General features: G+C 61.7%; 25 protein-coding genes. 12 read left to right on the top strand and 13 right to left on the bottom strand.

Annotated elements, in window-relative coordinates; translation table 11 throughout:
• Positions 1 to 53 precede the first annotated feature (53 nt).
• From NKK51_RS05015 to NKK51_RS05025, 3 genes are all read right to left on the bottom strand, one after another.
• Complete coding sequence (locus NKK51_RS05015) at positions 54 to 1601, bottom strand: putative N-acetylmannosamine-6-phosphate 2-epimerase (RefSeq protein ID WP_023809443.1); 1548 nt, start codon at positions 1599 to 1601, stop codon at positions 54 to 56.
• A 67-nt stretch (positions 1602 to 1668) separates the two neighbouring features.
• Positions 1669 to 2418, bottom strand: coding sequence for a GntR family transcriptional regulator (locus NKK51_RS05020; RefSeq protein ID WP_023809444.1), 750 nt, complete (start codon positions 2416 to 2418; stop codon positions 1669 to 1671).
• A gap of 129 nt (positions 2419 to 2547) precedes the next feature.
• The gene (locus tag NKK51_RS05025) at positions 2548 to 3333 is read right to left on the bottom strand and encodes an IclR family transcriptional regulator (protein WP_352441979.1); all 786 of its coding nucleotides are present in this window, start codon (positions 3331 to 3333) and stop codon (positions 2548 to 2550) included.
• Between the two features lie 95 nt (positions 3334 to 3428).
• On the opposite strand from NKK51_RS05025, the gene NKK51_RS05030 reads away from it, so the two are divergent.
• From NKK51_RS05030 to NKK51_RS05065, 8 genes are all read left to right on the top strand, one after another.
• A complete protein-coding gene (locus NKK51_RS05030) occupies positions 3429 to 4532 on the top strand; it encodes a succinylglutamate desuccinylase/aspartoacylase family protein (RefSeq protein ID WP_352551553.1) in 1104 nt (367 codons plus the stop codon).
• Positions 4522 to 5460 carry a threonine ammonia-lyase gene (locus tag NKK51_RS05035; protein WP_352551555.1) on the top strand — a complete coding sequence of 313 codons (939 nt, stop codon included), beginning with the start codon at positions 4522 to 4524 and terminating at the stop codon, positions 5458 to 5460. The genes NKK51_RS05030 and NKK51_RS05035 overlap by 11 nt, the downstream gene beginning before the upstream one ends.
• Positions 5461 to 5618: 158 nt before the next feature.
• Positions 5619 to 6638, top strand: a complete 1020-nt coding sequence (locus tag NKK51_RS05040; RefSeq protein WP_013530435.1) for a sugar ABC transporter substrate-binding protein — start codon at positions 5619 to 5621, stop codon at positions 6636 to 6638.
• Between the two features lie 115 nt (positions 6639 to 6753).
• A complete protein-coding gene (locus NKK51_RS05045) occupies positions 6754 to 9297 on the top strand; it encodes an ATP-binding cassette domain-containing protein (protein WP_352551557.1) in 2544 nt (847 codons plus the stop codon).
• An 11-nt stretch (positions 9298 to 9308) separates the two neighbouring features.
• Complete coding sequence (locus tag NKK51_RS05050) at positions 9309 to 10331, top strand: Gfo/Idh/MocA family protein (RefSeq protein WP_352551558.1); 1023 nt, start codon at positions 9309 to 9311, stop codon at positions 10329 to 10331.
• Between the two features lie 10 nt (positions 10332 to 10341).
• Positions 10342 to 11316: an ABC transporter permease gene (locus tag NKK51_RS05055; protein WP_352551560.1), complete on the top strand. Its 975-nt coding sequence runs from the start codon at positions 10342 to 10344 to the stop codon at positions 11314 to 11316.
• On the top strand, positions 11313 to 12119 hold the full coding sequence (locus NKK51_RS05060) for a creatininase family protein (RefSeq protein WP_352551562.1): 807 nt from the start codon (positions 11313 to 11315) through the stop codon (positions 12117 to 12119). The genes NKK51_RS05055 and NKK51_RS05060 overlap by 4 nt, the downstream gene beginning before the upstream one ends.
• Positions 12119 to 13645 (top strand): aldehyde dehydrogenase family protein, encoded by a 1527-nt coding sequence (locus tag NKK51_RS05065; protein ID WP_352551564.1) that lies wholly within the window; start codon positions 12119 to 12121, stop codon positions 13643 to 13645. The genes NKK51_RS05060 and NKK51_RS05065 overlap by 1 nt, the downstream gene beginning before the upstream one ends.
• Before the next feature lie 67 nt (positions 13646 to 13712).
• On the opposite strand, the gene NKK51_RS05070 is transcribed toward NKK51_RS05065, so the two are convergent.
• Positions 13713 to 15275, bottom strand: coding sequence for a GMC family oxidoreductase (locus tag NKK51_RS05070; RefSeq protein ID WP_128303899.1), 1563 nt, complete (start codon positions 15273 to 15275; stop codon positions 13713 to 13715).
• A gap of 435 nt (positions 15276 to 15710) precedes the next feature.
• On the opposite strand from NKK51_RS05070, the gene NKK51_RS05075 reads away from it, so the two are divergent.
• Positions 15711 to 16229, top strand: a complete 519-nt coding sequence (locus tag NKK51_RS05075; RefSeq protein ID WP_013530428.1) for a YciE/YciF ferroxidase family protein — start codon at positions 15711 to 15713, stop codon at positions 16227 to 16229.
• 125 nt (positions 16230 to 16354) lie between these two features.
• On the opposite strand, the gene NKK51_RS05080 is transcribed toward NKK51_RS05075, so the two are convergent.
• Positions 16355 to 16552, bottom strand: coding sequence for a hypothetical protein (locus NKK51_RS05080; protein ID WP_013530427.1), 198 nt, complete (start codon positions 16550 to 16552; stop codon positions 16355 to 16357).
• Positions 16553 to 16817: 265 nt separating this feature from the next.
• On the opposite strand from NKK51_RS05080, the gene NKK51_RS05085 reads away from it, so the two are divergent.
• Both NKK51_RS05085 and NKK51_RS05090 read left to right on the top strand, forming a co-directional pair.
• A complete protein-coding gene (locus tag NKK51_RS05085; RefSeq protein ID WP_352551566.1) occupies positions 16818 to 17216 on the top strand; it encodes a GNAT family N-acetyltransferase in 399 nt (132 codons plus the stop codon).
• A gap of 353 nt (positions 17217 to 17569) precedes the next feature.
• Positions 17570 to 17896 (top strand): hypothetical protein, encoded by a 327-nt coding sequence (locus tag NKK51_RS05090; protein ID WP_352441969.1) that lies wholly within the window; start codon positions 17570 to 17572, stop codon positions 17894 to 17896.
• Positions 17897 to 17927: 31 nt separating this feature from the next.
• Here NKK51_RS05090 and NKK51_RS05095 read toward each other — a convergent pair whose 3' ends face one another.
• From NKK51_RS05095 to NKK51_RS05130, 8 genes are all read right to left on the bottom strand, one after another.
• Positions 17928 to 18260 carry a hypothetical protein gene (locus NKK51_RS05095; protein WP_352551568.1) on the bottom strand — a complete coding sequence of 111 codons (333 nt, stop codon included), beginning with the start codon at positions 18258 to 18260 and terminating at the stop codon, positions 17928 to 17930.
• Between the two features lie 2 nt (positions 18261 to 18262).
• The gene (locus tag NKK51_RS05100) at positions 18263 to 18622 is read right to left on the bottom strand and encodes a hypothetical protein (RefSeq protein WP_352551665.1); all 360 of its coding nucleotides are present in this window, start codon (positions 18620 to 18622) and stop codon (positions 18263 to 18265) included.
• Positions 18622 to 19842: an NRAMP family divalent metal transporter gene (locus NKK51_RS05105; protein WP_023809459.1), complete on the bottom strand. Its 1221-nt coding sequence runs from the start codon at positions 19840 to 19842 to the stop codon at positions 18622 to 18624. The genes NKK51_RS05100 and NKK51_RS05105 overlap by 1 nt, the downstream gene beginning before the upstream one ends.
• A complete protein-coding gene (locus NKK51_RS05110; RefSeq protein ID WP_352551570.1) occupies positions 19839 to 20294 on the bottom strand; it encodes a hypothetical protein in 456 nt (151 codons plus the stop codon). Before NKK51_RS05110 ends, NKK51_RS05105 begins: the two co-directional genes overlap by 4 nt.
• A gap of 157 nt (positions 20295 to 20451) precedes the next feature.
• Positions 20452 to 20682, bottom strand: coding sequence for a hypothetical protein (locus NKK51_RS05115; protein WP_031212583.1), 231 nt, complete (start codon positions 20680 to 20682; stop codon positions 20452 to 20454).
• A gap of 84 nt (positions 20683 to 20766) precedes the next feature.
• Entirely contained in the window at positions 20767 to 20985 is a 219-nt protein-coding gene (locus NKK51_RS05120) for a hypothetical protein (RefSeq protein WP_352441966.1), read from the bottom strand.
• A gap of 4 nt (positions 20986 to 20989) precedes the next feature.
• Positions 20990 to 21208, bottom strand: coding sequence for a hypothetical protein (locus NKK51_RS05125; RefSeq protein ID WP_023809463.1), 219 nt, complete (start codon positions 21206 to 21208; stop codon positions 20990 to 20992).
• The gene (locus NKK51_RS05130) at positions 21205 to 21471 is read right to left on the bottom strand and encodes a hypothetical protein (protein ID WP_023809464.1); all 267 of its coding nucleotides are present in this window, start codon (positions 21469 to 21471) and stop codon (positions 21205 to 21207) included. The genes NKK51_RS05125 and NKK51_RS05130 overlap by 4 nt, the downstream gene beginning before the upstream one ends.
• A gap of 330 nt (positions 21472 to 21801) precedes the next feature.
• On the opposite strand from NKK51_RS05130, the gene NKK51_RS05135 reads away from it, so the two are divergent.
• Positions 21802 to 22587, top strand: coding sequence for an SDR family NAD(P)-dependent oxidoreductase (locus tag NKK51_RS05135; protein ID WP_127292248.1), 786 nt, complete (start codon positions 21802 to 21804; stop codon positions 22585 to 22587).
• The last annotated feature ends 68 nt before the right edge of the window (positions 22588 to 22655 follow it).

The raw sequence follows: 22655 nt of genomic DNA on the forward strand, positions 1-22655 counted from the left end.
ATGATCGTTCCCTTCTTTTTTGATGATTTTGCATGACATGACTGGGCGCGCCGTTACCTTGCCCATTCGGCAAGATCGGCAACACCAATGACGCCGGCGTGGCCTCCGAGCTTCGCCGCTACGAGATCGGGGGAAAGGCGCGGCGGGACCTCGCTCAGATGTGCGCGCACCCGGTCGAGATAGCCTTCTGCAAGACCGATGCTGCCGCCGATGACGATCAATTTGGGATCGAACATCATCTGAATGTCCCGGCACAGCGTCGCGACCCGCGAGGCGCTCTGCGAGACGATGGCGCCGGCCCAGGCCTCGCCCTTCAGCGCACGCCTGAACACATCGACGGCATCGGCCTTGAAGCCGGCCTTGAGGGCTTGCGAAGCGATCCAGCGGCCGGAGGTGCCGTCCTCGAGCGGAGCCCGGTCTTCAGACAGACTACGGATCAGACCGAAGTGACCGGCAAGACCGGACAGCAATCGGCCGTTGCAAACGATGCCGCCGCCAATTCCGGTCGAGATGGTTAGAAAGACGATGTCGCGACCTTGCCCGGCGCCGAATTTGTATTCGCCCCAGGCAGCTGCCTGGGCATCGTTGACCGCACAGACCGGCTTGCCGAAAACAGAGGACGCCCTTTCGACCAGCGGGTAGCCGTCGGGAATGCCGAGGGTTGCCGGATTCAACGCCGACCAGCGTCCATCCTCTACCAATCCGGTCACCGCAATGCCGATACGACTGAAGCGGCTCGACCAGGCCGACGTGCTTTGCGCCAAGGATGCAAGCCAGGCGTCGGGTCCAGCCTCTCGCGCGGTCGGCACGATCATGTCCTCGATCACCTTGCCGCCGCTGACCAGCGCGGCCATGGTCTTGGTTCCCCCGATGTCGATGCCCAGAACGGTTGGGCCCAGGACACTTGTGCCAAGGGCGGTTTGCGCGCCCCTCGCCACATAGGCGTCGGAAAGCGCCTGATGGAACCATGAGGTGACGTGCTCGGTACGGGTGATCGCCGAGCCGACAACCACGGCACAGGCGCCGGCGCGCGCGGCGGCAGCCGCCTGCTCAGGCGACCGGATACGCCCTTCAGCAATGACGTAGGGGGTCAGGGTTCGCATTTGAGCAATGAGGGCGATGTCCGGATCCTCCGGCTCCGGCCCACCGACATAGCCGGAAAGCGTCGTGCCGACGAAATCGACACCCGCGGCAAGGGCCCGGCGCGCATCGTCAAGGCAAGAGCAATCGGCCATGGTCAGCTTGTTCCTGGCCTTGACGGCTTTCACAAGCGCTTCGACAGGAACGGGACGGACACGGTCCGTCGCATCGAAAGCGATGATATCGGCGCCCGCCTCTGCCAAGGCCTCGATATCGGCCAGATAGGGTGTGATGCGCACCGGGCTGTCGGTGAGATCCCGCTTGACGATACCGATGATCGGCACGCGGACGGCCAGGCGTGCGGCCGCGACATAGAACACGGATTCGATGCGCAGGGCCTTGGCTCCGGCTTCAACAGCGGCCCTGGCAAAGCCTGTCACGAATTGCGCACTATCCATCGGGCCGCCGGGAACCGGCTGGCAGGACACGATGAGACTGTTGGTGATGTCTTCCCGCTGCACGTCGGCACTCCCTGTCGCCGTCACGATAAATGGAAAATACCAGATTACAACCAGTTCATAACTGGTATTATCTTTGCAGCTCGAAGACGAAATCGTAGACGTCGCCCTTGTATCGTGTCTCGCAGTATTCGACGATTTGTCCGTCGGCGAGAAAGCAGCGGCGCTCGGTCATCAGCAGCGGTGCGCCCGGCTCGCAATGAAGATGTTTCGCATCCTCCAGCGACGCGCCGCGCGAGCGCATGCGCTGGACTGCCCTCTGAGGCAGGAAGCCGCGTGCATCAAGCGCTTCATAAAGGGAATCCTGAACCATCTCGGGCGAAGGAAGGAAGCGAACCGGCACGGCCGAGACCTCGACGGCGATCGGCGCGCCATCGGCCGTCCTCACACGACGCATGCGAACTACATTGGTATTGCCTGCAATACCCAAGGCCATCATTTCGGCTGGGGATGGGCGGCTTATCTGCTTGGAAAGCCATAGACATCCAGGCTTCAGGCCGCGCGCCAGAATGTCCTCCGAAAAGCTCGTCAGCGTCGAAAGCGATTTCTCGACCCGCGACCCGATCTCGGTTTTGGAACCGTGCCGGCGATTGAGCTGCCCTTCCTCTTCGAGCAGCGCCAGGGCCTTTCTCACAGTGACTCGCGAGATCGACAGGGCTTCCGCCAGAACCCGCTCGCCTGGCAGAACCGCGCCGGCCTTCAATGCATTGGAGCGGATCGCTGCCTCGATCGCCGATTTCAACCGCCTGTAAAGCGGCACATCGGACGCTGTCGCTTCCATTTCCCGACTGACAAGCCCGATCAGGTTCACGGTTGTCATTGCCTTTCCTCCGCGCGAGAAGCACCCTGGATCGGAACATTCCTGACTGGACCTATACTGGTATTACCAATCCGGTGCAAACGGCCAGCGGACGGTGCTTCGTCCGCGCCCCCGGCCCACCACGATCCCTCAGCGAACCCGCGGTGACAACTTCATGGAGATGCGATCGCAGGCCGCGCGCAGGACCTCCAGAGTAAAGGCATGGCGGCTTTCACGCGTATGGCGATTGATATAGGCGACGATAATGGAGGCGACGGCGCTGCCGTCCGGTCCGATGACCGGACAGCAGATATCGGTGATGCCGACGAAGTCGCGGCTTTCGCGCATCCAGTAGCCGTCCGCGCGGATGATCCGAAGCTGCTTTTCCAGCGCGTCACGATCCAGCGGCGCCGGGGAGTGCGCCTCACTTTCATCGATCATCCGCGCCGCGACCTTTGGCGGCTGGAAGGCAAGTATCACATGGCCGGAGGTCGCGTCGGTGGCCAGACGACCGTATCCAAGGCGAAGCGTGAACGCCATGTCCTCGCCCCCGGGAACGGCCGCGGTTACGACGGTCAAGCCGTGATTGAAGACGACCAGGTGCGGCGACTGATTTGAGTTCCCCGCAATCCGCGTCAGTTCGGGCATGGCGGCGGACATGAGATCCTGAGCGCTCGGCGTGTGCAGCCCCAGCTTGAAAAGCTTGTCGGTCAACGAATAGGCGTCGGTCTCGGCGTTGCGCTCGATGTATTGACGTTCCTGCAGCGCGATCAGCATCCGGAATATCTCATTCTTCGAACGGCCGAGGCCTTCCGCGATCTCCTTCATCGTCAAGGGTGCCCGCGCTTCCGCCAGCAGTTCCAGAACATCCAGGCCCTTGCTCAGCGCCGGGGCCGAATAGGTCGGTTTGCCACTCTCTTTTGCGTCATCTGACATTCGAAGAATCCCCGGCGGTCCACGCACGATAGAGACAAGAAATCGGAATTGCCATTGGTTTTATATCCAAACTTGACACCATATATAAAACTGACATGATGACGGGGACAATGAATTTCGAGGCCGACCCGATGACCGTACAGAGACCTGCAAACACTGTCCGCGCGACCATCACTCCCCGGAACAACAGTGTTTACACGTCGGTCGATTTCGATCGCGAGGGCAAGCAGATCGGCTTCTTCCATGTGCCCCAATCGCCGCACGACGATGCCTGGGGCACGGTCCGGGTTCCGCTCGCCGTCATCAAGAACGGAGACGGTCCGACGGTCCTGATCGAGGGCGGCAACCACGGCGATGAATATGAAGGGCCGATCGCGCTCGGCGAGCTTCTGCGCGAGATCGATCCACGGGATATTGCCGGTCGCATCATTGCGATTCCGGCCATCAACATTCGGGCTGTCGAGGCCGGCACCCGCACCTCCCCGGTCGACGGGTTGAATTTCAACCGCAGTTTTCCGGGCGATTTCAACGGCACGCTGACAAGCCAGATCGCGGCTTACGTGCATGACATCCTGTTTCCGATGGCCGACTACTTCCTGGATCTTCATTCCGGCGGTTCGTCCCTGATGATCTTGCCGAGCGCGATCATCGAGCCATCCCCGACCGCGCAAGGGCATCGCAAGAACATCAGGGCGACGCTCGCCTTCGGGGCGCCGACCGTTGTCATGGTCGACAATCTCGGTGAAACCCGGACTTCGACCGCGTCCGCCAACCACCAAGGGCTGATCGTTATCGGCAGTGAGATGGCCGGCGGCGGCCTTGTCAGTCCGGATGCGCTGGCCATCTGCCGCAGGGGCATCCGCAATGTGCTGAAACATGCAGGCGTCCTGAAGGGCGCGCCTGACATCGCCCCTGGCGCCAACGCGCGCGTGCTCAAGGTGCCCGGAAGCGAAGGCTATCTGCTTTCCGAGGAGGACGGTGTCTTCGAGCCCTTGAGCCCGCTCGGCAGTGCCGTCAGCAAAGGCGACCTTGCCGGACGCATTCACTTCCTCCACACGCCGTCACGCGCGCCCATCGATCTCCTTCACCCCGTCGACGGCATCGTTTTCGCCAAGCGTCAGCCCGGCCGCGTGCGTCCGGGGAATTGCTGCTTCGTGCTTGCCAACGAATATCCGGAGGCACTGACCGATGAGCCATGAGGACATCATTGCGGCTGCCCGGCGCATTGCCCCCTTCGTACGGCGCACCCCGGTCGTCAAGCTCGGCCATGCCACGGGCGCAAACCTTCAAAATGATGTCTATCTGAAACTGGAATGCCTCCAGGTGAGCGGCTCCTTCAAGATCCGGGGCGCCACGAACCGGGTGAAGACGCTCGAGCCGAGCCGGATCGAAAACGGACTGGTCGCCGCATCCGGCGGCAATCATGGCCTGGCCACCGCCTGTGTGGCTGCCCGGGCCGGCGTTCCCGCCACCATTTACCTGCCGAACAATGCAAGCCCGCTGAAGGCGGAAAAGCTGCGCAAATGGGGCGCTGACGTTCGCTTCGCAGGCAATGTCTGGGATGAAGCGCATGAGGCGGCATCGGCCGAGGCAAAGGCGCGCGGCGCCTTCTACATGCATCCCTTCGCCGATGCGCAGATCGTGTCCGGTCAGGGAACCGTGGCGCTGGAGATGGTCGACCAGATTCCCGATGCCGACATCTATATCGTCGCGATCGGCGGTGGCGGCCTTATCAGTGGCATGTCCGAAGTCCTGAAGCACGTCAAACCTGAAGCCAGGATCATCGGTGTCGAGCCGACCGGTTCACCGACCCTTCACGCCTCCCTGGCTGCCGGCCGTGTCGTTCGCTTGCCCGAGATAACGACGAAGGTGGCGACCATGGCCTGCGGCCGCACGGATGAAAGCATCTATGCGATCGTCGCCAAGCATGTCGACGATATCGTCCTTGTCGAGGATGCGGACATGCAGAAGGCCGCTGAATTGCTCTGGTTCGAATTCGGCATCGCCGCCGACCTCAGCGGCGCGGCATCGCTGGCCGCATTGATGAGCGGAGCTTTCAAACCACCGCGCGGCGCCCGCATCGCCGGGCTTGTCTGCGGCGCCGGTGTCGAAGGCCTGAACGGCTGAGGTTGAGAAAGGCCGATCCACGCAGGACGCGGCCCAACATGGATACGGCACGAGTGCCGCGGAATACCGCCGGAATGCCTGTCGCTGGGACGGTCGTCGTGCGGAACATGAAAAAGAGGCGAAGAATCGCCCTGTCGCAACAAGAGGAGAACTGAAACATGCGCATTTCCTTGAAAGCATCCATTGCTCTGCTCGCACTCGCCATCGCGACGCCCTCGCTTGCCGCGGAAAAGGTTCTGGGGCTTGCGGCAATCGACCTGCAAAATTCCTTCTTCGTCCGCATGAAGGAAGCGGGCGACGTGGCTGCCGCCGACTATGGGGTGAAATCCACCTGGCAGAGCGCCGAGGGCAGCCTGGAAAAACAGGTCAGCATCATCGAGAATTTCATCAATCAGGGTGTCAGCGCGATCCTGATCGATCCGATCGACAAGAATGCGGTCATTCCGGTCATCCAGAAAGCCACTGCTGCCGGCATTCCGGTGATCACCATGGGCAACAAGGTCGAGGCCGGCTCGAACTATTCGACGCTCTATCCGGACTACGACAACATGTCGATGGTTGCCCGCGCGCTCGGCAAGTCGCTTGGTGGCAAGGGCGAAGTCGCCCTGCTCGTCGGTTCGCGTGGCAACTTCGTGTCCGACACGCGCGAAAAGGGCTTTGTCGAAACCCTGAAAAAGGAGTTTCCGGACATCAAGGTCGTCGGCATCGAGCCGACCGGCTGGGATGCAGCCAAGGCAACCAATGCCGCCCAGACCTGGCTCACCACCTATCCGGATCTGAAGGCCATCGGCTGCATCTCCGACAGCCTTTGCCTGGCCGCCGATTCCGTTGCCAGCTCGATGGGAACCCAGTTGCTCTACGGCGGCTATGACGGCGACGCCGAGATGAAGCCGCTGATCGACGATGGCAAGATGGTGATGGACGTGCTGACCGGCGCCTATCGTGTCGGCTACTGGAACATCGCCGTTGCCGCTCGCCTGGCCAACGGCGAAAAGCTGCCGCAGGATCTCTACATGCCGACCTATTTCGTGACCTCGGATGCGACGGCGGCGAAGCTCAAGGCGGATGGCCTCACCTTCGAATACATCAACACCGACAAAGAGGCGGTGGAAGCCAAGAACTATACCGAGCAACTCGGTCCCAAGGTTCCGGCGACCGCCATGACCCTGGCAAAGTAACAGCCTAAAGCGGCTCAAGCGCCGGATGACATATCATCCGGCGTCCCCTTTTCTGACGATCGCCGTCGCCGCTTCCGTGGTGACCGCGCATGATGCTCGATAAGAGGACCGACCCATGTTCCAGTCCTGGACCTCTCCGTTACTGCGGCGCAACGAACCGGTTCTCATCGCGGTGCTGCTGGTCGCCATCGCCGTCTTCGGCTGGATCGATCCGCGTTTTCTGTCGACCGGCAATCTTGTCAGTATCGCGCAGCAGAGTGCGGTCATCGCCCTCATCTCTTTTGCCATGACGGCCGTGATCATAGCGCGCGGCATTGATATTTCCGTCGGCAGCAATCTTGCCTGTTCCGGCATCGCCGCGGGCCTTGCCTACACGGCAACCGGCTCGGCGAGCTTGAGCCTTCTCGCCGCGATCGGTGGCGGTGCCGCAATCGGTCTGCTCAATGGAGCGCTGATCGGCTTTGCCGGCATCTCCCCATTCATCGCAACGCTCGCCACCATGGCGTTTGCGCGCGGCCTGGCGCTCAGTCTCTCCGGCGCATCGAGCATCGCGGTCGCCGATCCGGTCCTGCTTTTCGCGGGACGCGAGACGATCGGCCTCCTGCCGGTCTCCGTCATCATCGCCGCCATCTGCCTGGGCCTCTGGTGGTTCGTGCTCAATCGCACGGTGTACGGGCGCTGGATCTATGCGGTCGGCGGCAATGCGGGAGCAGCGCGGGCCTCACTGGTTCCCGTCGACCTCGTGCGCATCTCCGTCTACCTGATTGCCGGCGCAACGGCCGGGCTCGGCGCGATCCTCACCATCGGCCGCCTTGGTTCGGCACAGCCGCTTGCCGGCACCGGGCTTGAATTTACAGCCATCACAGCCGCCATCATCGGCGGCACGAAACTGTCCGGCGGCCAGGGCTCCATCTGGGGAACGGCGATCGGGGCGCTGCTGCTGGGCGTCATCAACACCGGCCTGTCCTTCCTGCAGGTACCACAGATCCTGATCTACTTCGTGACCGCGAGCCTCATTCTGGTGGCCGTTCTCACCAGCCAGCCGGAGAGTGTCGCCGCCCTGTTCAAAACCAGTGGCCGCAAGTCCACCCCGTCGCCCCGCAACACCGCCGCAACACCGGTCGGCAAACACAGCATCGCCTTGCGCGGGCTTGGCAAGTCTTTTCCGGGCGTCAAGGCACTCGACGGTGTCAGCTTTGCCGTCTCGGCCGGCGAGGTGGTAGGACTTGCCGGCGAGAACGGGGCCGGAAAATCGACGCTGGTGAAGTGCATTTCCGGTCTGCATCGTCCGGACGAGGGTGAGATCGTCATCGACGGCAACGCCGTCCAGTTCCACTCCCCCAGCGACGCCAAGGGCATCAGCGTCATCCATCAGCATTTCAGCCTTTCGCCGGACCTGACGGTGGCGGAGAATCTCTTCATCGGCCGCGAACCGCATACCCGCCTGGGATTTCTCGACCGGGCCCGGATGCGGCGCGATGCGAAATCCATCATGGACGAGCTGTCGCTCGATATCGACATTGGCGCGGAGCTGCGAACGCTTTCCGTCGGGCACCGGCAGATGGTGGAAATTGCCCGTGCCGTTCTGTCCGATGCCTGGTTCTTCATCATGGACGAGCCGACCAGCGCGCTCTCCAACCGCGAGCGCGACCAGCTCTACGACCTGATCGACAGGCTGAGAGCTCGCGGCGCCGGCATCCTCTACATCTCGCACAAGATGGAAGAGATCTTCAGCCAGTGCGACCGCGTCGTCGTTCTGCGTGACGGACGGTTCATCGGCGAGCGCCAGACCCGCCAGACCAACGAGGCCGAGATCGTCTCCATGATGGTCGGGCGCGATGTCGGCGACATCTTCCCCTATCTCGAAGCGCAAGTCGGCGAAACCGCGATCGAGATCAGCAACATCTCCGATGGCAAGCTCTTGAAGTCGGCCACGCTCAGCGTGTGCAGGGGCGAAATCGTCGCGCTCGCCGGCCTGATGGGAAGCGGCCGCTCCGAGGTGCTCAGGCTGATTGCCGGCCTCGAGACCATGCATGGCGGCACGCTCAGAATTTTCGGCGGGCAGCAGACCGGCGGCGACACCAAGGCCGCCAATCGCGCCGGCATCGTCTACATACCCGAAGACCGGCATCTGGAAGGCTTCGTCGGCACGATGTCGATCAGGGACAATCTGTCCCTCGCCTGGATTCGCGATAACAGTCACTTCGGCCTGCTGAGACCTCGCCGCATCCTGGCACTCGCCCGCGATCTCATCGGCTCACTCGGCGTGCGGCCGGCCCAGCCCGACAAGATGACCATCGAGCTTTCGGGCGGCAATCAGCAGAAGGTCGTCATCGGCAAATGGCTTGCCACTAAGCCGAAGATCATCCTGCTCGACGAGCCGACACGCGGCGTCGACGTCGGCGCAAAATCCGAACTCCATCACCTAATCGCAAGATTGAAGGCCGAGGGCGCGGCGATCCTCATGGTGTCGAGCGAGTTGCCCGAGGTTCTCGGCGTTGCCGACCGCATCGTCGTCATGCGCGAAGGCCACTCTGTCGGCACGCTGGCTCGTGGGGCGACGGAAGAAGACGTGATGACGCTGGCCTTCGGTGATCGCACGATCACACCACAAGCTTGCGCACCCCGGCCAGCATCCAACCTTGCACCATGCCTGTAAGGAGAAACCCTTTGAGCAAGCTGAAAATCGCCATCGTCGGTGCCGGCTACATGGGTCTCCTGCATGCGCAGGTGGTTGCCGCGAGTCCTGTCGCCGAACTGTCGGCATTCGTTGATCCGAATGCTGCCACGGGGAGCAAGGCCGCGTCGGATTTCGGTGCCCGGTATTTCCGCGATGCCACCACCGCGCTGACCGCCAATGCCGCCGACGCCTATATCGTGGCGGCACCCGACACGCTGCATGAAGACGTCTGCCGCATTCTGCTCGATGCCGGCAAGCCGGTGCTGCTCGAAAAGCCGATGGCTCATGATCTGTCCCCTGCCAAGGCGATCGCGAAAGCAGCGGAGAGAAGCGGCGCACGCCTGTTGGTCGGCCACATCCTGCGGTTCGACCCTCGCTATTGCGAGGCCGCGGCAGCGGTAAGATCCGGGCGGATCGGCGAGCCGATCCACGGCAGCAGCGGCCGTTTCACCAGTCGCGAAGTCGGTCTTCGCATGAACGGAAATTCGAGCGTCTGCTTCTACCTCGGCGTGCATGACGTGGATGCGCTGCAATGGATCTCGGGTTCGGACATCATCGCCGTCTACTCCCGGCCCGTCGCCAAGCTCATGCCTTCGCTCGGAGTTAGATCCGAAGATGCGATCTTCTCCACCGTCGAGTTGTCGAACGGAATGAGCGGACAGCTCTATTTCGGCTGGACGCTGCCACCGACCGTTCCGACCGGCATCTGGGCACGCACGGAAATCATCGGCACCGAAGGCATGATCGACCTCGACGTGCGCGACCACGGTCTACGCATCCTGTCGCATGGACAGTGGTCGCAACCCGACGCCCTGCACTGGCCGACCGTCAATGGCCGTATCACCGGGGATCTCTTCGAGGAGGTCCACCATTTCATTTCGGCGGTTCGCGACGATACCCCTTTCGTGATGCCGGTTGGCGACGCCCTGCGCGCCGTCGCCGTCAATGATGCAATCCTGCGCAGCGTCAAATCAGGCCTGCGCGAACCGGTCGAAGACTGGCACATCCGATGAGAGAACCCTCATGACCCGCCAACAGAACATCTGGTGCAGGCGCTTTCTCGACCTCTCGCCGTTGATCCTGCTGGTCATCCTGCTGGCGATCTTCGCGCTCATCGACGCCCGCATCGTTTCAACCGCCAGCCTCATCAACATCGTCGCCCAGGCGACCCCGATCGCCATCCTGGCGCTTGGGGCTCTGATCGTTCTGCTGACGGCGGGCATCGACCTGTCCGCCGGCGTCGGCGTCGCCTTCTGCGCCGTCTTCATCGCCAGCCTGATCGACCGCGGCGCCGGCCTGCCGCTTGCCTTGCTCGTCGGCTTTGCCGTGATGGTGGTGATCGGCCTCGCGAACGGCGCCGTTATCGCACTGTTGAAGATACCGCCCTTCGTGACGACACTGGCCACAATGGTCGCGCTGCAGGGCGCAACGCTTGCCGTTGCCTCCAAAGGCGTCCTGATGCTGAAGGATCCGACGCTTCGCGCGGTCGGCATTGAGCGCAGCTTTGGCATTCCCAATGTCATCTTCGCAACGCTCCTGATCGTTGCCGTAGCAGCAATCCTGATGCGGCACAGCCGTTTCGGGCTGCGTACCTATGCGCTCGGGTCGGATGCCGGAGCCGCGGAACTTGCCGGCATCCCGGTGACGAAACACACGATCCTCGTCTATTGCGCCTCCAGCATCTTCGTCTTCCTGACGGCCGTGATCATGATCAGCCGGGTGCCTGTCGTGACGCCCAATATCGGCGGTACCTCGCTGCTTCTGGACGCGATCGCCGCTGCCGTGCTTGGAGGCACCAGTATCTTCGGCGGACGGGGAACGGTGTGGGGGGCGGTCGTCGGCGCCCTGATCGTCAGTCTGCTGACAACTGCGCTTCGGGTGTTCGGCACGGATCCTTCCAGCCTCGAACTCTACAAGGGTGCAATCATCATGGTCGCTCTCCTGGCCGATTCCGGCATGACCTACGCCAAGGCGCGGCTCGTCGAGGCAGCACGATGAGCGAGCCAGTTCCGGCCTTGCCGATCCCGCCCAGGTCCAGCTTTGCGCTGATGACCTCGCCGGATACGGAAAGACACGCGACAGCCGGCGTGCATAAACCCGTCGTCATTCTGCCGCTCGGCGCTGTCGAGCAACATGGCCCGCATCTGCCTCTCGGCGTCGATTGCTGGCTTGCGGAAGCAGTCGCTCTCGCCGCGGCGGAAGGACAGGCTTCCATGCGGGTCGCCGAACCTTTCGCCTATGGCTCGTCCGAGCATCATCGCTCCTTCTCCGGCACGATGAGCCTCAGTCCGCGGACCTTCATCGCCGTGCTCGTCGATCTCTGCACCTGCCTTGCCGAAGACGGCTTCCTGCCGGTCATGCTGAACGGCCATGGCGGAAACCGCGCCGCGATCCAGGTGGCGATCACCACCCTTGGCCAGCGTGGCATCGTCACCGCGGGTTTCTCGTATTTCGATCTCATCGCCGACGTGGCGGCGGAGGCCCTGCCCGATGCCGCCACGGGCACCGGTCACGCTTGCGCGCTTGAAACCTCGTTGATGATGCATGTGCTTGGCGACAGCGTTCGCCGCGATCTCATCCCGCCAGGCGGCACTTCGCCATCCTGGCCGGATCCTCACCTTTACGCCGCGCCGGCCGTCACCGTCTGGCGCCGTTTCGAAGCCATCCGCGACAACGGCGTCATCGGCACGCCATCGGAGGCGAGCGCAGAGGCCGGCAGCAGACTTTTCATCGCAGCCGTGGAGCGCAGCCGTGCCGCCATTTTGAACATCCAATCCGAATTCGGCCAAAGGAACGCATGATGACAGTCCATTTCAAATCTTCTCTCGAAGGCCCCAACCTGCGCGGCATGGCGATCGTCTCGGAGCCGGAAGCAGCCGCCCGCATCGGCATCAACCGCATCGGCGGCGAGTGGATTGCCGGCAGCTCGGGCAAATTCCTGAAAATCGACAGTCCTTCGACGGGCGAGCATCTCGGCTATCTCTCCCTTTCCACCCGCGCCGATGTCGGTCGCGCGGTGAAAGCCGCCGAAGGCGCACGCGAGACCATGCGCAAGATGGGAACCTTCGCGCGCGCTCAACTATGCATGCGCATTGCCGACGCGATCGACAGGCGCGCCGAGGAGCTTGCGCGCCTGCTCTGCCTGGAACAGGGTAAGCCGTTCCACAGCGAAGCAAAGGCCGAAGCGTCGGCGGCGGCTCTCGGCTTCCGCAATGCGGCAGAACAGATGAAGTGGCTGGAGACGGCGGCGTTTCCGCTTGCCGATGCCAACAAGCGCGCCTTCAGCTTCCTGCAGCCGAAGGGCGTCTTTGCCATCATCACACCCTGGAATTTCCCGCTTGCCCTGCCCTGCCTCTACTATCTCGGACCGGCCATCGCAACGGGCAACACCGTCGTCTGGGTGCCCGCGCCGACGACGTCGCTGATTGCCACTGCACTTGTCGAATGCTTCATCGAGGCGGGCCTGCCGGACGGCGCCATCAATCTCGTTCTGGGTGACGGTGCGGAGGTGGGCGACGAGGCGGTCGTTCATCCGGGCACCCATGCCATCGGCTTCACCGGCAGTTCCGCCACCGGCGCGACGATCGCCCGGCGTGGCGCGGGCAAGCCGCTTCTGCTCGAAATGGGCGGCAACGGTCCGACCATCGTCCTGGCCGACGCCGATATCGACATGGCCGCCGCCCAGGTGGGAGCCGGCTGCTTTGCCAATGCCGGGCAGATCTGCACGGCCACCGAACGCGTTCTGGTGCACAAATCCATCCATGACCGTTTCATCGAAGGTCTCGTGAAAGCGGCCGCGAAGGTGAAAATGGGCGACCCTTTCGATCCCGCGACGACGATGGGGCCGATCAACAATGCGGTGGCCGTCGACAAGGTGCTCAGCCACATCGCGGACGCCCGCGCGCGTGGCGCCGAGATCGTCACCGGCGGCAATGTGGCAGCGGGCTTTGCCACCAATCTCTATTTCGAGCCGTCGATCGTCACAGGACTGACCCGGGAAAGCCTGCTCAATGTCGAGGAATCCTTCGGGCCGATTGCACCGGTGCTGACCTTCGAGACCGACGAAGAGGCGATGGAACTTGCGGCGTCCAGCCCCTACGGCCTGTCGGCCGCGGTCTTCACCAGCACCATAAAGAACGCCTTTGCCTTTGCTGAAAGCCTGAAGGTCGGCATCGTCAACATCAACGAGATGAGCTGTTATTGGGAGCCGCACATCCCTGCCGGCGGCGCCGCCGGGACGCAGAGCGGCCTCGGTCGCACCGGGGGTCGGCACACGCTGATGGAAATGTGCGACCTGAAGACGATTACCGTGGACGTCACTCGCTGACATTCAAGGCCCGCGCCTTTTTGCGCGGGCCTGCCCTCGCGACCATATGCAGTTCGGCAGAGAGCTGTCAGGTGGACCGGCGCAGGCTGTCGGCCATTTTCTCGCCAATCATGATCGAGGTGAGATTGGTGTTTGCCTGGCAATCGAGTGGCATGATCGACGCATCGATAACCCGCAATCCTTCCAAACCGTAGACCCGGCATTCCGGATCGACCACGGCCTCGCCGGGCCGTCCCATGCAACAGCCTCCGATCCCATGCTGCGCATCGGAAGACTGCGCCAGCAGGAAATTGTCGACCTCCTCGTCACTTGCCGTTTCGAGCCATGACAAAGGCAGATCGGAATCCCCCAGCAGGACGCGCTCGGCGATCGCCTGGATCGGCGCCTGCCGGGCAATCTCGCCGAGGTGGCGATAGGCGATACGCATGCGCTGGAGATCCATTGGATCGTCCAGCATGTTCTCTTCCACGATCGGCTGGTCGAAAGGGTTGGCGGAACGCAGTTGCACGGTGCCGCGGCTCTTGGCCTCCATCAGGATCAGATTGACCATGGCCTCGCCGAACTGGGCGCTGTCGGACTCCACGCCGATACCGCCATGGTTCATGCCGACGTAGAGAATGTCGTCGCGCTCGGCACCCGGCACGCCGGAACTCATCCGCACACAGCAGTTGGTATGCCGCGCGTCGACATCGGTCGCCTTGAATTCCGGCTTCAGCTTCAGTTCGATGCGGCAATAAGGATGGTCGAAAAAACCTTCGCCGACCGGCAGGTCGGCAAGCACCTCGATGTCCTTTCGATTCAAGAGAGCCGCCGGACCGATGCCCGAGCGCTGCAGGATGACCGGAGAGTGGATGGCGCCGGCCGAGAGGACGATCAGCGGCGCCTCGAATTTGCGAACCTGACCGGCCACGATGGCCAAAACGCCGATCGCTTTCCTGCCATCGAAAAGCACCTTGTCCACTGTCGCCTGCCCGATGATGGTGAGGTTCGGCCGGTCGCGGGCCGCTTCCAGATAGCCGTCATTGACCGACACGCGCTTGCCGGCTCGACTGTTGATGGGATAGGTGCAAGCCCCTTCGGCATCCGGAGCATTGAGATCGTCATGCCAAGGATGGCCGAGAGCCATCGCGCTTTGGCGCATGGCCTTGTCGACGCTTCCCCAGCTTTCGACAGGCGCGCGGTAGATCGGAATCGGGCCGCCGCTGCCGTGAAAATTGGCCGCGATCGGGTCGTCCTCCAGGCGGCAGAAGAAGGGCAGCACATCCGCTCCCGACCAGCCCTTGCATCCGATTTCCTCCCAGCGGTCGAATGCATGGAGCACGCCGCGAATGGCAATCTGCCCATTGACGGCCGTCGAACCGCCAAGCCCCTTGCCGCGCCAGTAGACCCGATGCTCCTGCCGCTTCGTGCGGCGAGCCATCAGGTCGGGATACATGTATTGCTGCTGAAAATGATCGGGAAGCAGCAGGTTGAAGGGATTTGGGCTCGTCATCTCGGCAGGTTGCTCGCCGCTCCGGTAGTCCGGCCCCGCTTCCAGCAAAAGCACGGTCGTGGCCGCATCCTCGGTTAGCCGGGCGGCAAGAACAGCCCCGGCTGCGCCGGCTCCGACAACGATGACATCAAACGGCATGCCGTACTCCCCGGATCCGACCAATGCACGGCTGGCTCGACCGCGACATCATGTTGATTTCATTTGTGCACGATCATCTGCTGGCATTCAGGCTCAGCGATATACGCCGGAACCAACCACCTTAGCGTTGCACGACTGCAAGATCATCATGATTTGTTTTATATGTAAATATGATTTCGTATATGAACCCATCGGAAGGGTTTCTTTTCACCATCTGCTCCATATCGCGCGAAGAACCCCGGTGCTCTCCGTCCCCTGCCGGCGGTTCTCACACCGTCATCATCCATCGCCTTTTGACAGCGATCGGTTTTCGACAAAAGCGGTGTTTGGCGTGCTGCCCTTCCGAGTCGCGCCCAGGGAACAACTGCTTCCATGGAAAGTTAGTCCATGGCTACACCGCCGGTGAGCTTTCACGACAATCCAGGGAGACAAATCATGGCGACTGCAAAAAGAGCGACGACAAAGGGACTGGAGGCTTTGTTCCTCGATGGGCTGAAGGACATTTACTACGCTGAAAAGAAGATACTCAAAGCCTTGCCGAAGATGGCAAAGGGCGCCGAATCCGAGGAGGTGGCCGCGGCCTTTGAGAAACATCGCATGGAAACCGAAGGCCAGGTCGATCGGCTCGAGCAAGTGTTCGAACTTATGGACAAACCGGCCCGCGGCAAGACCTGTCCGGCGATCGACGGCATTCTTGAGGAAGGGTCGGAAATTCTCGACGAATACAAGGGTGACCCGGCGCTGGATGCAGGGCTGGTCGGCGCGGCACAGGCCGTCGAGCATTATGAAATCGCGCGCTATGGCACGTTGGTCGCGTGGGCTGAACAGCTTGGCAAGAGCGACGTGGTCAAGCTCCTCAACGAGACATTGAAAGAGGAGGTCGCGACGGACGAAGCGCTTTCCGGGCTGGGCGAAGGCGGTGTCAATGAGCGCGCCCTGGAGCAAGCTGCCTGACTGGTTGTGCCCGGCGCCAAAGCCGCCGGGGCGACTTCGCGACCCGGCCTCTTCGTCGGTACCCCTTCAGATGCAATCAGACCCACCCCGATACTTCGGGGTGGGTCTGCTGAAATCAACCGCGATCAGCGGTTCTTGTGGCTTTGTTCGCCAGCTTTCACGTGCTGTTCGTGGGTTCCACCACGCATGCCGGATCCATCGCCCTGCTGCCGTTGACCACCACCAGCGGCCTGCTGTTGCTGACGGTTTTTATTGTCGGCGTTCTTGTGGCTCTGCTGGCCTGCCTTCACATGCTGTTCGTGACTACCACCTTGATTGGGCATTCTTCTTCTCCTTCAAAATCCACGAGGCGACAACCGCCTCGATTGCCTAAGAAGAGTCAGGCGCGAACGTTCCCTCACGTAACATTTTGTGAAGACCACAAAGCCCGCGGCGTTCGAAGGCGCCTGAGATGGCTGCCGGATTTATTTTCTTGGCGTTGGCAACGAGTTCATCTTGGCCGTGACCGACGTTGCCGGCGGGTCTCATGCCTGTGCCCACCCAGGAGGAAAATGCATGTGATTCCGATCCGAGAGATTTACAACCGCTTTGACGTATAGCGAGGATGATAGAGCGCGGGCCGCCGCAGCGCTCTATCAATACAACATCGCACAGACCGGGATCGACGACCGAGCTGTCATCGGAGCGGAGCTTTGCGACCACTCAGGAAGAGTCTGGGGCGGGCTTTGGGGCAGAACGGAGCTCGGGCTCCTGTTTCTCGACATGTTCTTCCTGCCTGAGCAGTTGCGTGGCCAATCCTTTGGCTCACAACTTCTCAGGACTGTCGAGGAAGAAGCCATCCGGCGTGGCTGTAAGAAGGCCGTCGTGGAGACGAGCAGTTTCCAGGCACCGGTATTCTACATGCGCCATGGTTTCGAGGAATTTGGCAAAGTCGAATTCGGGATCCCTGGACATGCCCGCATCTTCCTTCGGAAAGATCTGCTGTGAAATTGATCGGGAACCTGCCGTCATGGCCTCAATCGCGAGGCAGCGACGGGTCGGTTCATTTTCCCGCAGCGAGCAGTGACTGTTCATATGATCTGCCAAGGCTGATCCAACGCCAATTTGCGACGCCATGCTCCACAGCCAAATTCTTGAGCGCCACAGCCTCGTGTGAACCGACTCAGGCCGTGGGTGTTGCTGCTTGGAACAAATCGGCGGCGGCAGAAGTTTGGCGTGCGCTACGAGGGACCGCATGGCGAGCAAATCGACCGTGGTAGGCCGCTCCGGCGCACGCAAGCTTTGCTCTCGCCGCGCTCACAAGTGCAAGTCTGCCAGGGCGTGGTTGAAAGGGAGAAATCATGGCCAAGGTTTCAAGTCCGACCCCTGCCGCGGCCATAGGCGAAGTTCAGGCAGGAGCGACGCAGGACAAGACGCCGGGGTTCGATCCCGCCATTGCCCCGCTTGAGACAGACGCAGAGGCCGCGGACACACAAAATCCGGTCGCTGGGACAAGTCCGCCGCGCAATCGTCCAGAATTCGAAAACGATGCCAGCTTTGCCAACGCCATGCGCCCGGTCGAAGGCGAGCCGGAACTGCGGCCTGGCGCCAACTGGCCGGTTTTGGTGATTGCAGCTGTCGTTTTGATAGCAGCCGTGGTTTTCCTGGCGGCAAGCATGCTGCGCTGAGAACGATCCCGGCGATGCAGCACCCCACGGCCTATTCATGGAGGTCTGGTGCGCCCTTCATGCCTGAGAGTTCGGTCATTGGGCACAGCAGCCGCGGTCGCGCGGGATCGGAGATGTCGAGCTTGTCCCAAGGGATGCGGTATAGACCGTCGCGGCGGCGCAATCGGAAAAGATCCAGCACCGCCACGCCTATGGCCGAGGCCGAAAGACGCTCGAAAGCAGCGTAGACCCCGACATGGAATTCGGTGACGAGGAAATCGTCACCGTCCCGTTCGGCGTGGATCTCCTCGATATAACCGACATTCTTGCCGCGCTGCGAGAGTACTCGTCGCCCTGCCAGATGCTCGAGATTGACCGTGGTCATTATCAAGCTCCCGGAATGCGCCCGATGACATGGTCGCGCAACCAGTCCTGCCAGGCGAAGATCGACGTTTCTCGCACATCGATGTCGAACTCGACATCGATGCCGATATCTTTCACCTTGTGCCAGGCGATCCGATGGGGTTCGCCATGCTGCTTGCCACCCAGCTTGACCGCGAGCCGCGCCATCCAGCGCCCAGGCCCTGCGCCGAGGCGACGTGCCAGGGTGATGGAGCCGAGCTCGATGGCAATGATCCGAGGCGGCTTGCCAGGCCGCAACTCCGCCACCAGCCCGTCGACCTTGCCGATCTTGATCTGCTCGCGGTCGACCACCTGCTTGTCGAGGAGATCACGCAGCAACTTCATCATGTGCCCCCGAATATCTGCAGCGGGATGGTCACCACCGCCAGTACGAAGCCAAGCGCGATGATGAAGATGACGGCGGCATTCGACAAAAAGCCATTGCGATGCTCGCCGACATAACGTTTGTCGTTCAGCAGAAACAGGAAAGGAACGACCGTCAGCGGCAGGCTGGCTGCCGTCAGCGCCATGGAAAAGATGGTGAGCCTCAGCGGATCGAGACCAAGCGCGATGGGAATAGCCGCCAAAAGCAATGATATCGTGTAGGTGGCGCTGAAACCCGGATCGTCGCGCGGCTTGCGATCCTCGCCCCAATTCCAGCCGAAACCCTGGGCCACAAGATAGGCCTGTTGCAACCCGACCTCTAGTGCGGCGCCGAAGCAGGCAATGGCGAGGGAGGCAACAAACAGCACGAAGCCCCAGAAGCCGAATATGGATATCAGCATCAACGGCAATTGGTGATAGTCGTCCACCTGGGTGACGCCATGCGTGGCGAGCACGAGAGCGGCCACGATCAACACGCCGATCGAGATGGTCCCCCCGAAAGTCATGCCCAACCCCGCTATGGCCCGATTGGCTCCGAGATAGCTTTTGTCCCACCGGTCCTCGATGGCCCCCGAGGAATAGAACATGAAGAGGTAGGGCGATATCGAGGCGCCGAGAATGCTCACCGCCATGAACCAGTAATTGGCGGCATCGTGGACCGGCAGCGAAGGCACGGCGCCCCTTGCGACTGCCGTCCAATCGGGTCTCAGCATCACCGCTCCGACGACGAAACACAGCGTCACCAGACCGAGAATAGATACGCCCTTCTCGATGAAGCCGAAGGTGCCTTTCCAAAGCAGCAGCCACGCCAGCAAAGCCACCGGCAGTGCCCACCACTGGAAGCCTATGCCGGTGGCAAATTCGAGCGCAATGGCGACGCCGCCGATCTCGGCGGACAGCACCAGGAAATTGACCAGCAGGGCGGCCAGCAACGGCCATAGAAAGACGTTGAAGCCGAATCTCTCGCGGATGCCGTCGGAGATCGTGTGATGGCTCACGGCCGCGAACCGGCCGGACATTTCGACAAGGAAGATGATGCAGATGGTGCCTAGCACCACCGCCCAGATCAACTGGAAGCCAAACATCGCGCCTGCCTGCGCCGCCGTCGCCATGGACCCAACTTCGAGGAAGCCGCCGACGCTGGTGACGACGCCGAGGGATATTTCCATGAGCTTCTTCATGGCTTCGGCGCGAAATACTTGGCGTAGGCGGTAGCGAGCGAACGCGACGCCAGCCGTAGATCCTGTTGCGCGTCTTGGACTTCCGGCCGGTCGCCCGCCTGCAATCCGGCCTCTGCACGCGCCACCGCGACCGACAAATCGTAGACTGCCTTTGTCAGTGAAGCTTGCTCGGCGGGTTCACTGGTTTGCGCGGACCGGATTTGCGCCCCGGCGTCGGTAAGCGTCTCGCCGATCGATTGCAGCGTACCCACCGTGTATGCGGTCGGCGCCGCCCCTGCCGCCCAGGCGTCCAGCGCCATCAACACGGTCTGCGATGCGGAGGCCGCTGTTCGTGATTGCTGCTCGATCTGATCGGAAGATGAGCATGCCGACAACATCAGCAACAGCAAGCACAAGCAGTCGTGCCTGAGATAGCGGCGTCTAACGATCAAATCAGGCGTTTGGTGCGCCACCGAATAGTCTCCCCCGACCCAACAAAACCGTGGCCGGCGTAAATCTGATCTAGAGCACTCGTCGGGTCCGTCAACGACCGCGTCCGCCGATCCGGAGCACGAGGCGGCGAGCCAGGTCCCGATCGGTTTCAATTGCCGCACCAGCGTAAGCTGAAGGTCAGGCGGGGCGATCCCCGTTCGGCGCGTCTTGGATTCTGTATTCGTGAATGAGGCCGAGAACCTGAGTTCTGACTGTATCGCGCGCGTCGGGCTGGATGAAAAACATCAGCCGTTCGACCGCTTCCACGACTGCTTCCGGCAGATCCGAAACCGCATCGGTGAATTCGCTGCCATGCTCGTACATATTGTCCGTCAGCTTCTTGTCGAGGTCGGAAAGGATGCCCATCATCCACACTCCAGATCGGTGCTGTATTGAACTCAGTTCGGCAGGGTCACCGCGAGGTCGCCCTCTCCTGTTGCTGCCGGCCGTCGATCACTGTTGCCCCGGCATTTCCGTGTTTTCCCTGGGATTTTTCTGGACGCCCGCAGCCGGGGCGGTGTCCGCCGGGGCATTGCCGCCCTGGTTCTGCTCCGGCGCACGTTTCAGCGGGGAGGTCTGCCAGCCCATGTCAACGTAGAAAAAGCCGACGATGAAACCGACAATGATGACCGCCGCTATCACCAGCGAGATTATTGCGTTGCGTCGCTCCATAGGCCTAGTCGCCACTTGGCTTTGGAGATGCGGGCTGCGTTGGCTGCGTACCTTGCTGGTCGCCGCCGGTGCTGGTCTGCGGCGTCGGGTTGGTGTCCGTCGTGGGATTCTTGTCCACCGGCTGGCTGTTCGTAGTGTCCGTCTTGGACTTGGCCGGATCGGCATTGTCGTTGCACCCCGCCAAGGCGAGTAATGCCGCTGACATCAATAGCACTGCTCTCATGCCGATTTCTCCTGGCTGAGTTCGGGCGAAGCCGCCTGCCAATGACCTATTCGGTCGAACCGCACCGAAAGCCCCTGTTTGACCGCGCTTCTAGCCAGCAAATGGTCCAGTTCGGCGTCTTCGATCGGACTTCGTACGACTTGGCGAATGGCCTTGCAGGCAAGTTCCGTCGAGACGAAATCATATCTCCTGCTCCTGGCGACAACATATTGTTCGACCAGCATTTTCACGCGCCTGAGCGCGATTTCTTCGGCGTATTGCATTTTATTCCTCCTGCGCCCCGAACTGCCGAACGGGTTTGTTGTTCCAAAACATGATTGTCGAGGTGATTAGATGCTCGCGCTTTCCGATAGAAAGCGCGAGCGGATCAGGCTGAGGGGACCCGATCGTGCAGCATCAAACAAGGGGAGCAACGATGCTGCATGATATCGAACTCGCCCGGACCTGAGTTGTTCCACCTCTCCACGCCGCGTGTTCATTGAACTCAAGAACAAATCCTTGTCACGGCCTGCATACGGCCACGCATTCAACCTCTCCGTACGGAACAATCCGTCCCGACAGTAGTTCGGCCGAAGCGAAGCTCGGAGGACGAGATGACGAATGAAAAATTGGCCGTGGTGACGGGCGCCTCGAGCGGCATTGGGAAGGAACTCGCCAAACTGTGCGCCAAGGACGGCTACCACCTGATCCTAGCCGCCGACGAGCCCGCGATCCAGCAGGCAGCTGAGGCGCTCGGTTCGCATGGTGTGACTGTCGAAGCCATCGAGGCCGATCTGGCGACCGAGGAGGGTGTCGATCGTTTGATCGCCGGGATCGGCGATCGCGATGTCGACCTGTTGTTCCTGAATGCCGGACGTGGGCTCGGCCGTGGTTTCGTCGATCAGGATTGGAAAAAAGTACGCCGCATCATCGACACCAACATCACCGGGACAGTCTATCTCGCGCATCAACTCGGAGCCAGGATGGCACGCCGCGGCCGAGGCCGCATTCTCTTCACAGGATCGATCGCTGGTTTCATGCCGGGCACTTTCCAGGCGGTCTACAACGGCACCAAGGCTTTCATCGATTCCTTCTCGATCGCACTGCGTCATGAGTTGCAGGCCACAGGAGTCACAGTCACCGTGCTGATGCCCGGGGCAACGCAGACGCGGTTCTTCGAACGCGCCGAAATGATGGATACCAAGGTCGGCACCGATGAGAAGGACAATCCCGCCGATGTGGCCGAGGCCGGCTACGAGGCGATGATGGACGGTGAGGAACAAGTCATCAGCGGCTGGAAGAACAAGCTGCAGGTCGCCGCGGCACATGTGACGCCGGCAGGCACGCTGGCCGAACAGCACCGCAAGATGGCCGAGCCGGGTTCTGCCTCCAAAGGCTGACCTTCAGCCTTCACGCCAGAACCAAAATGTCGGGCAGACTCTTCTGCCGACCTTCTTCCAAGGCAGGA

The organism is Mesorhizobium sp. M0011 (genome assembly GCF_040324155.1).
Lineage (GTDB): Bacteria > Pseudomonadota > Alphaproteobacteria > Rhizobiales > Rhizobiaceae > Mesorhizobium.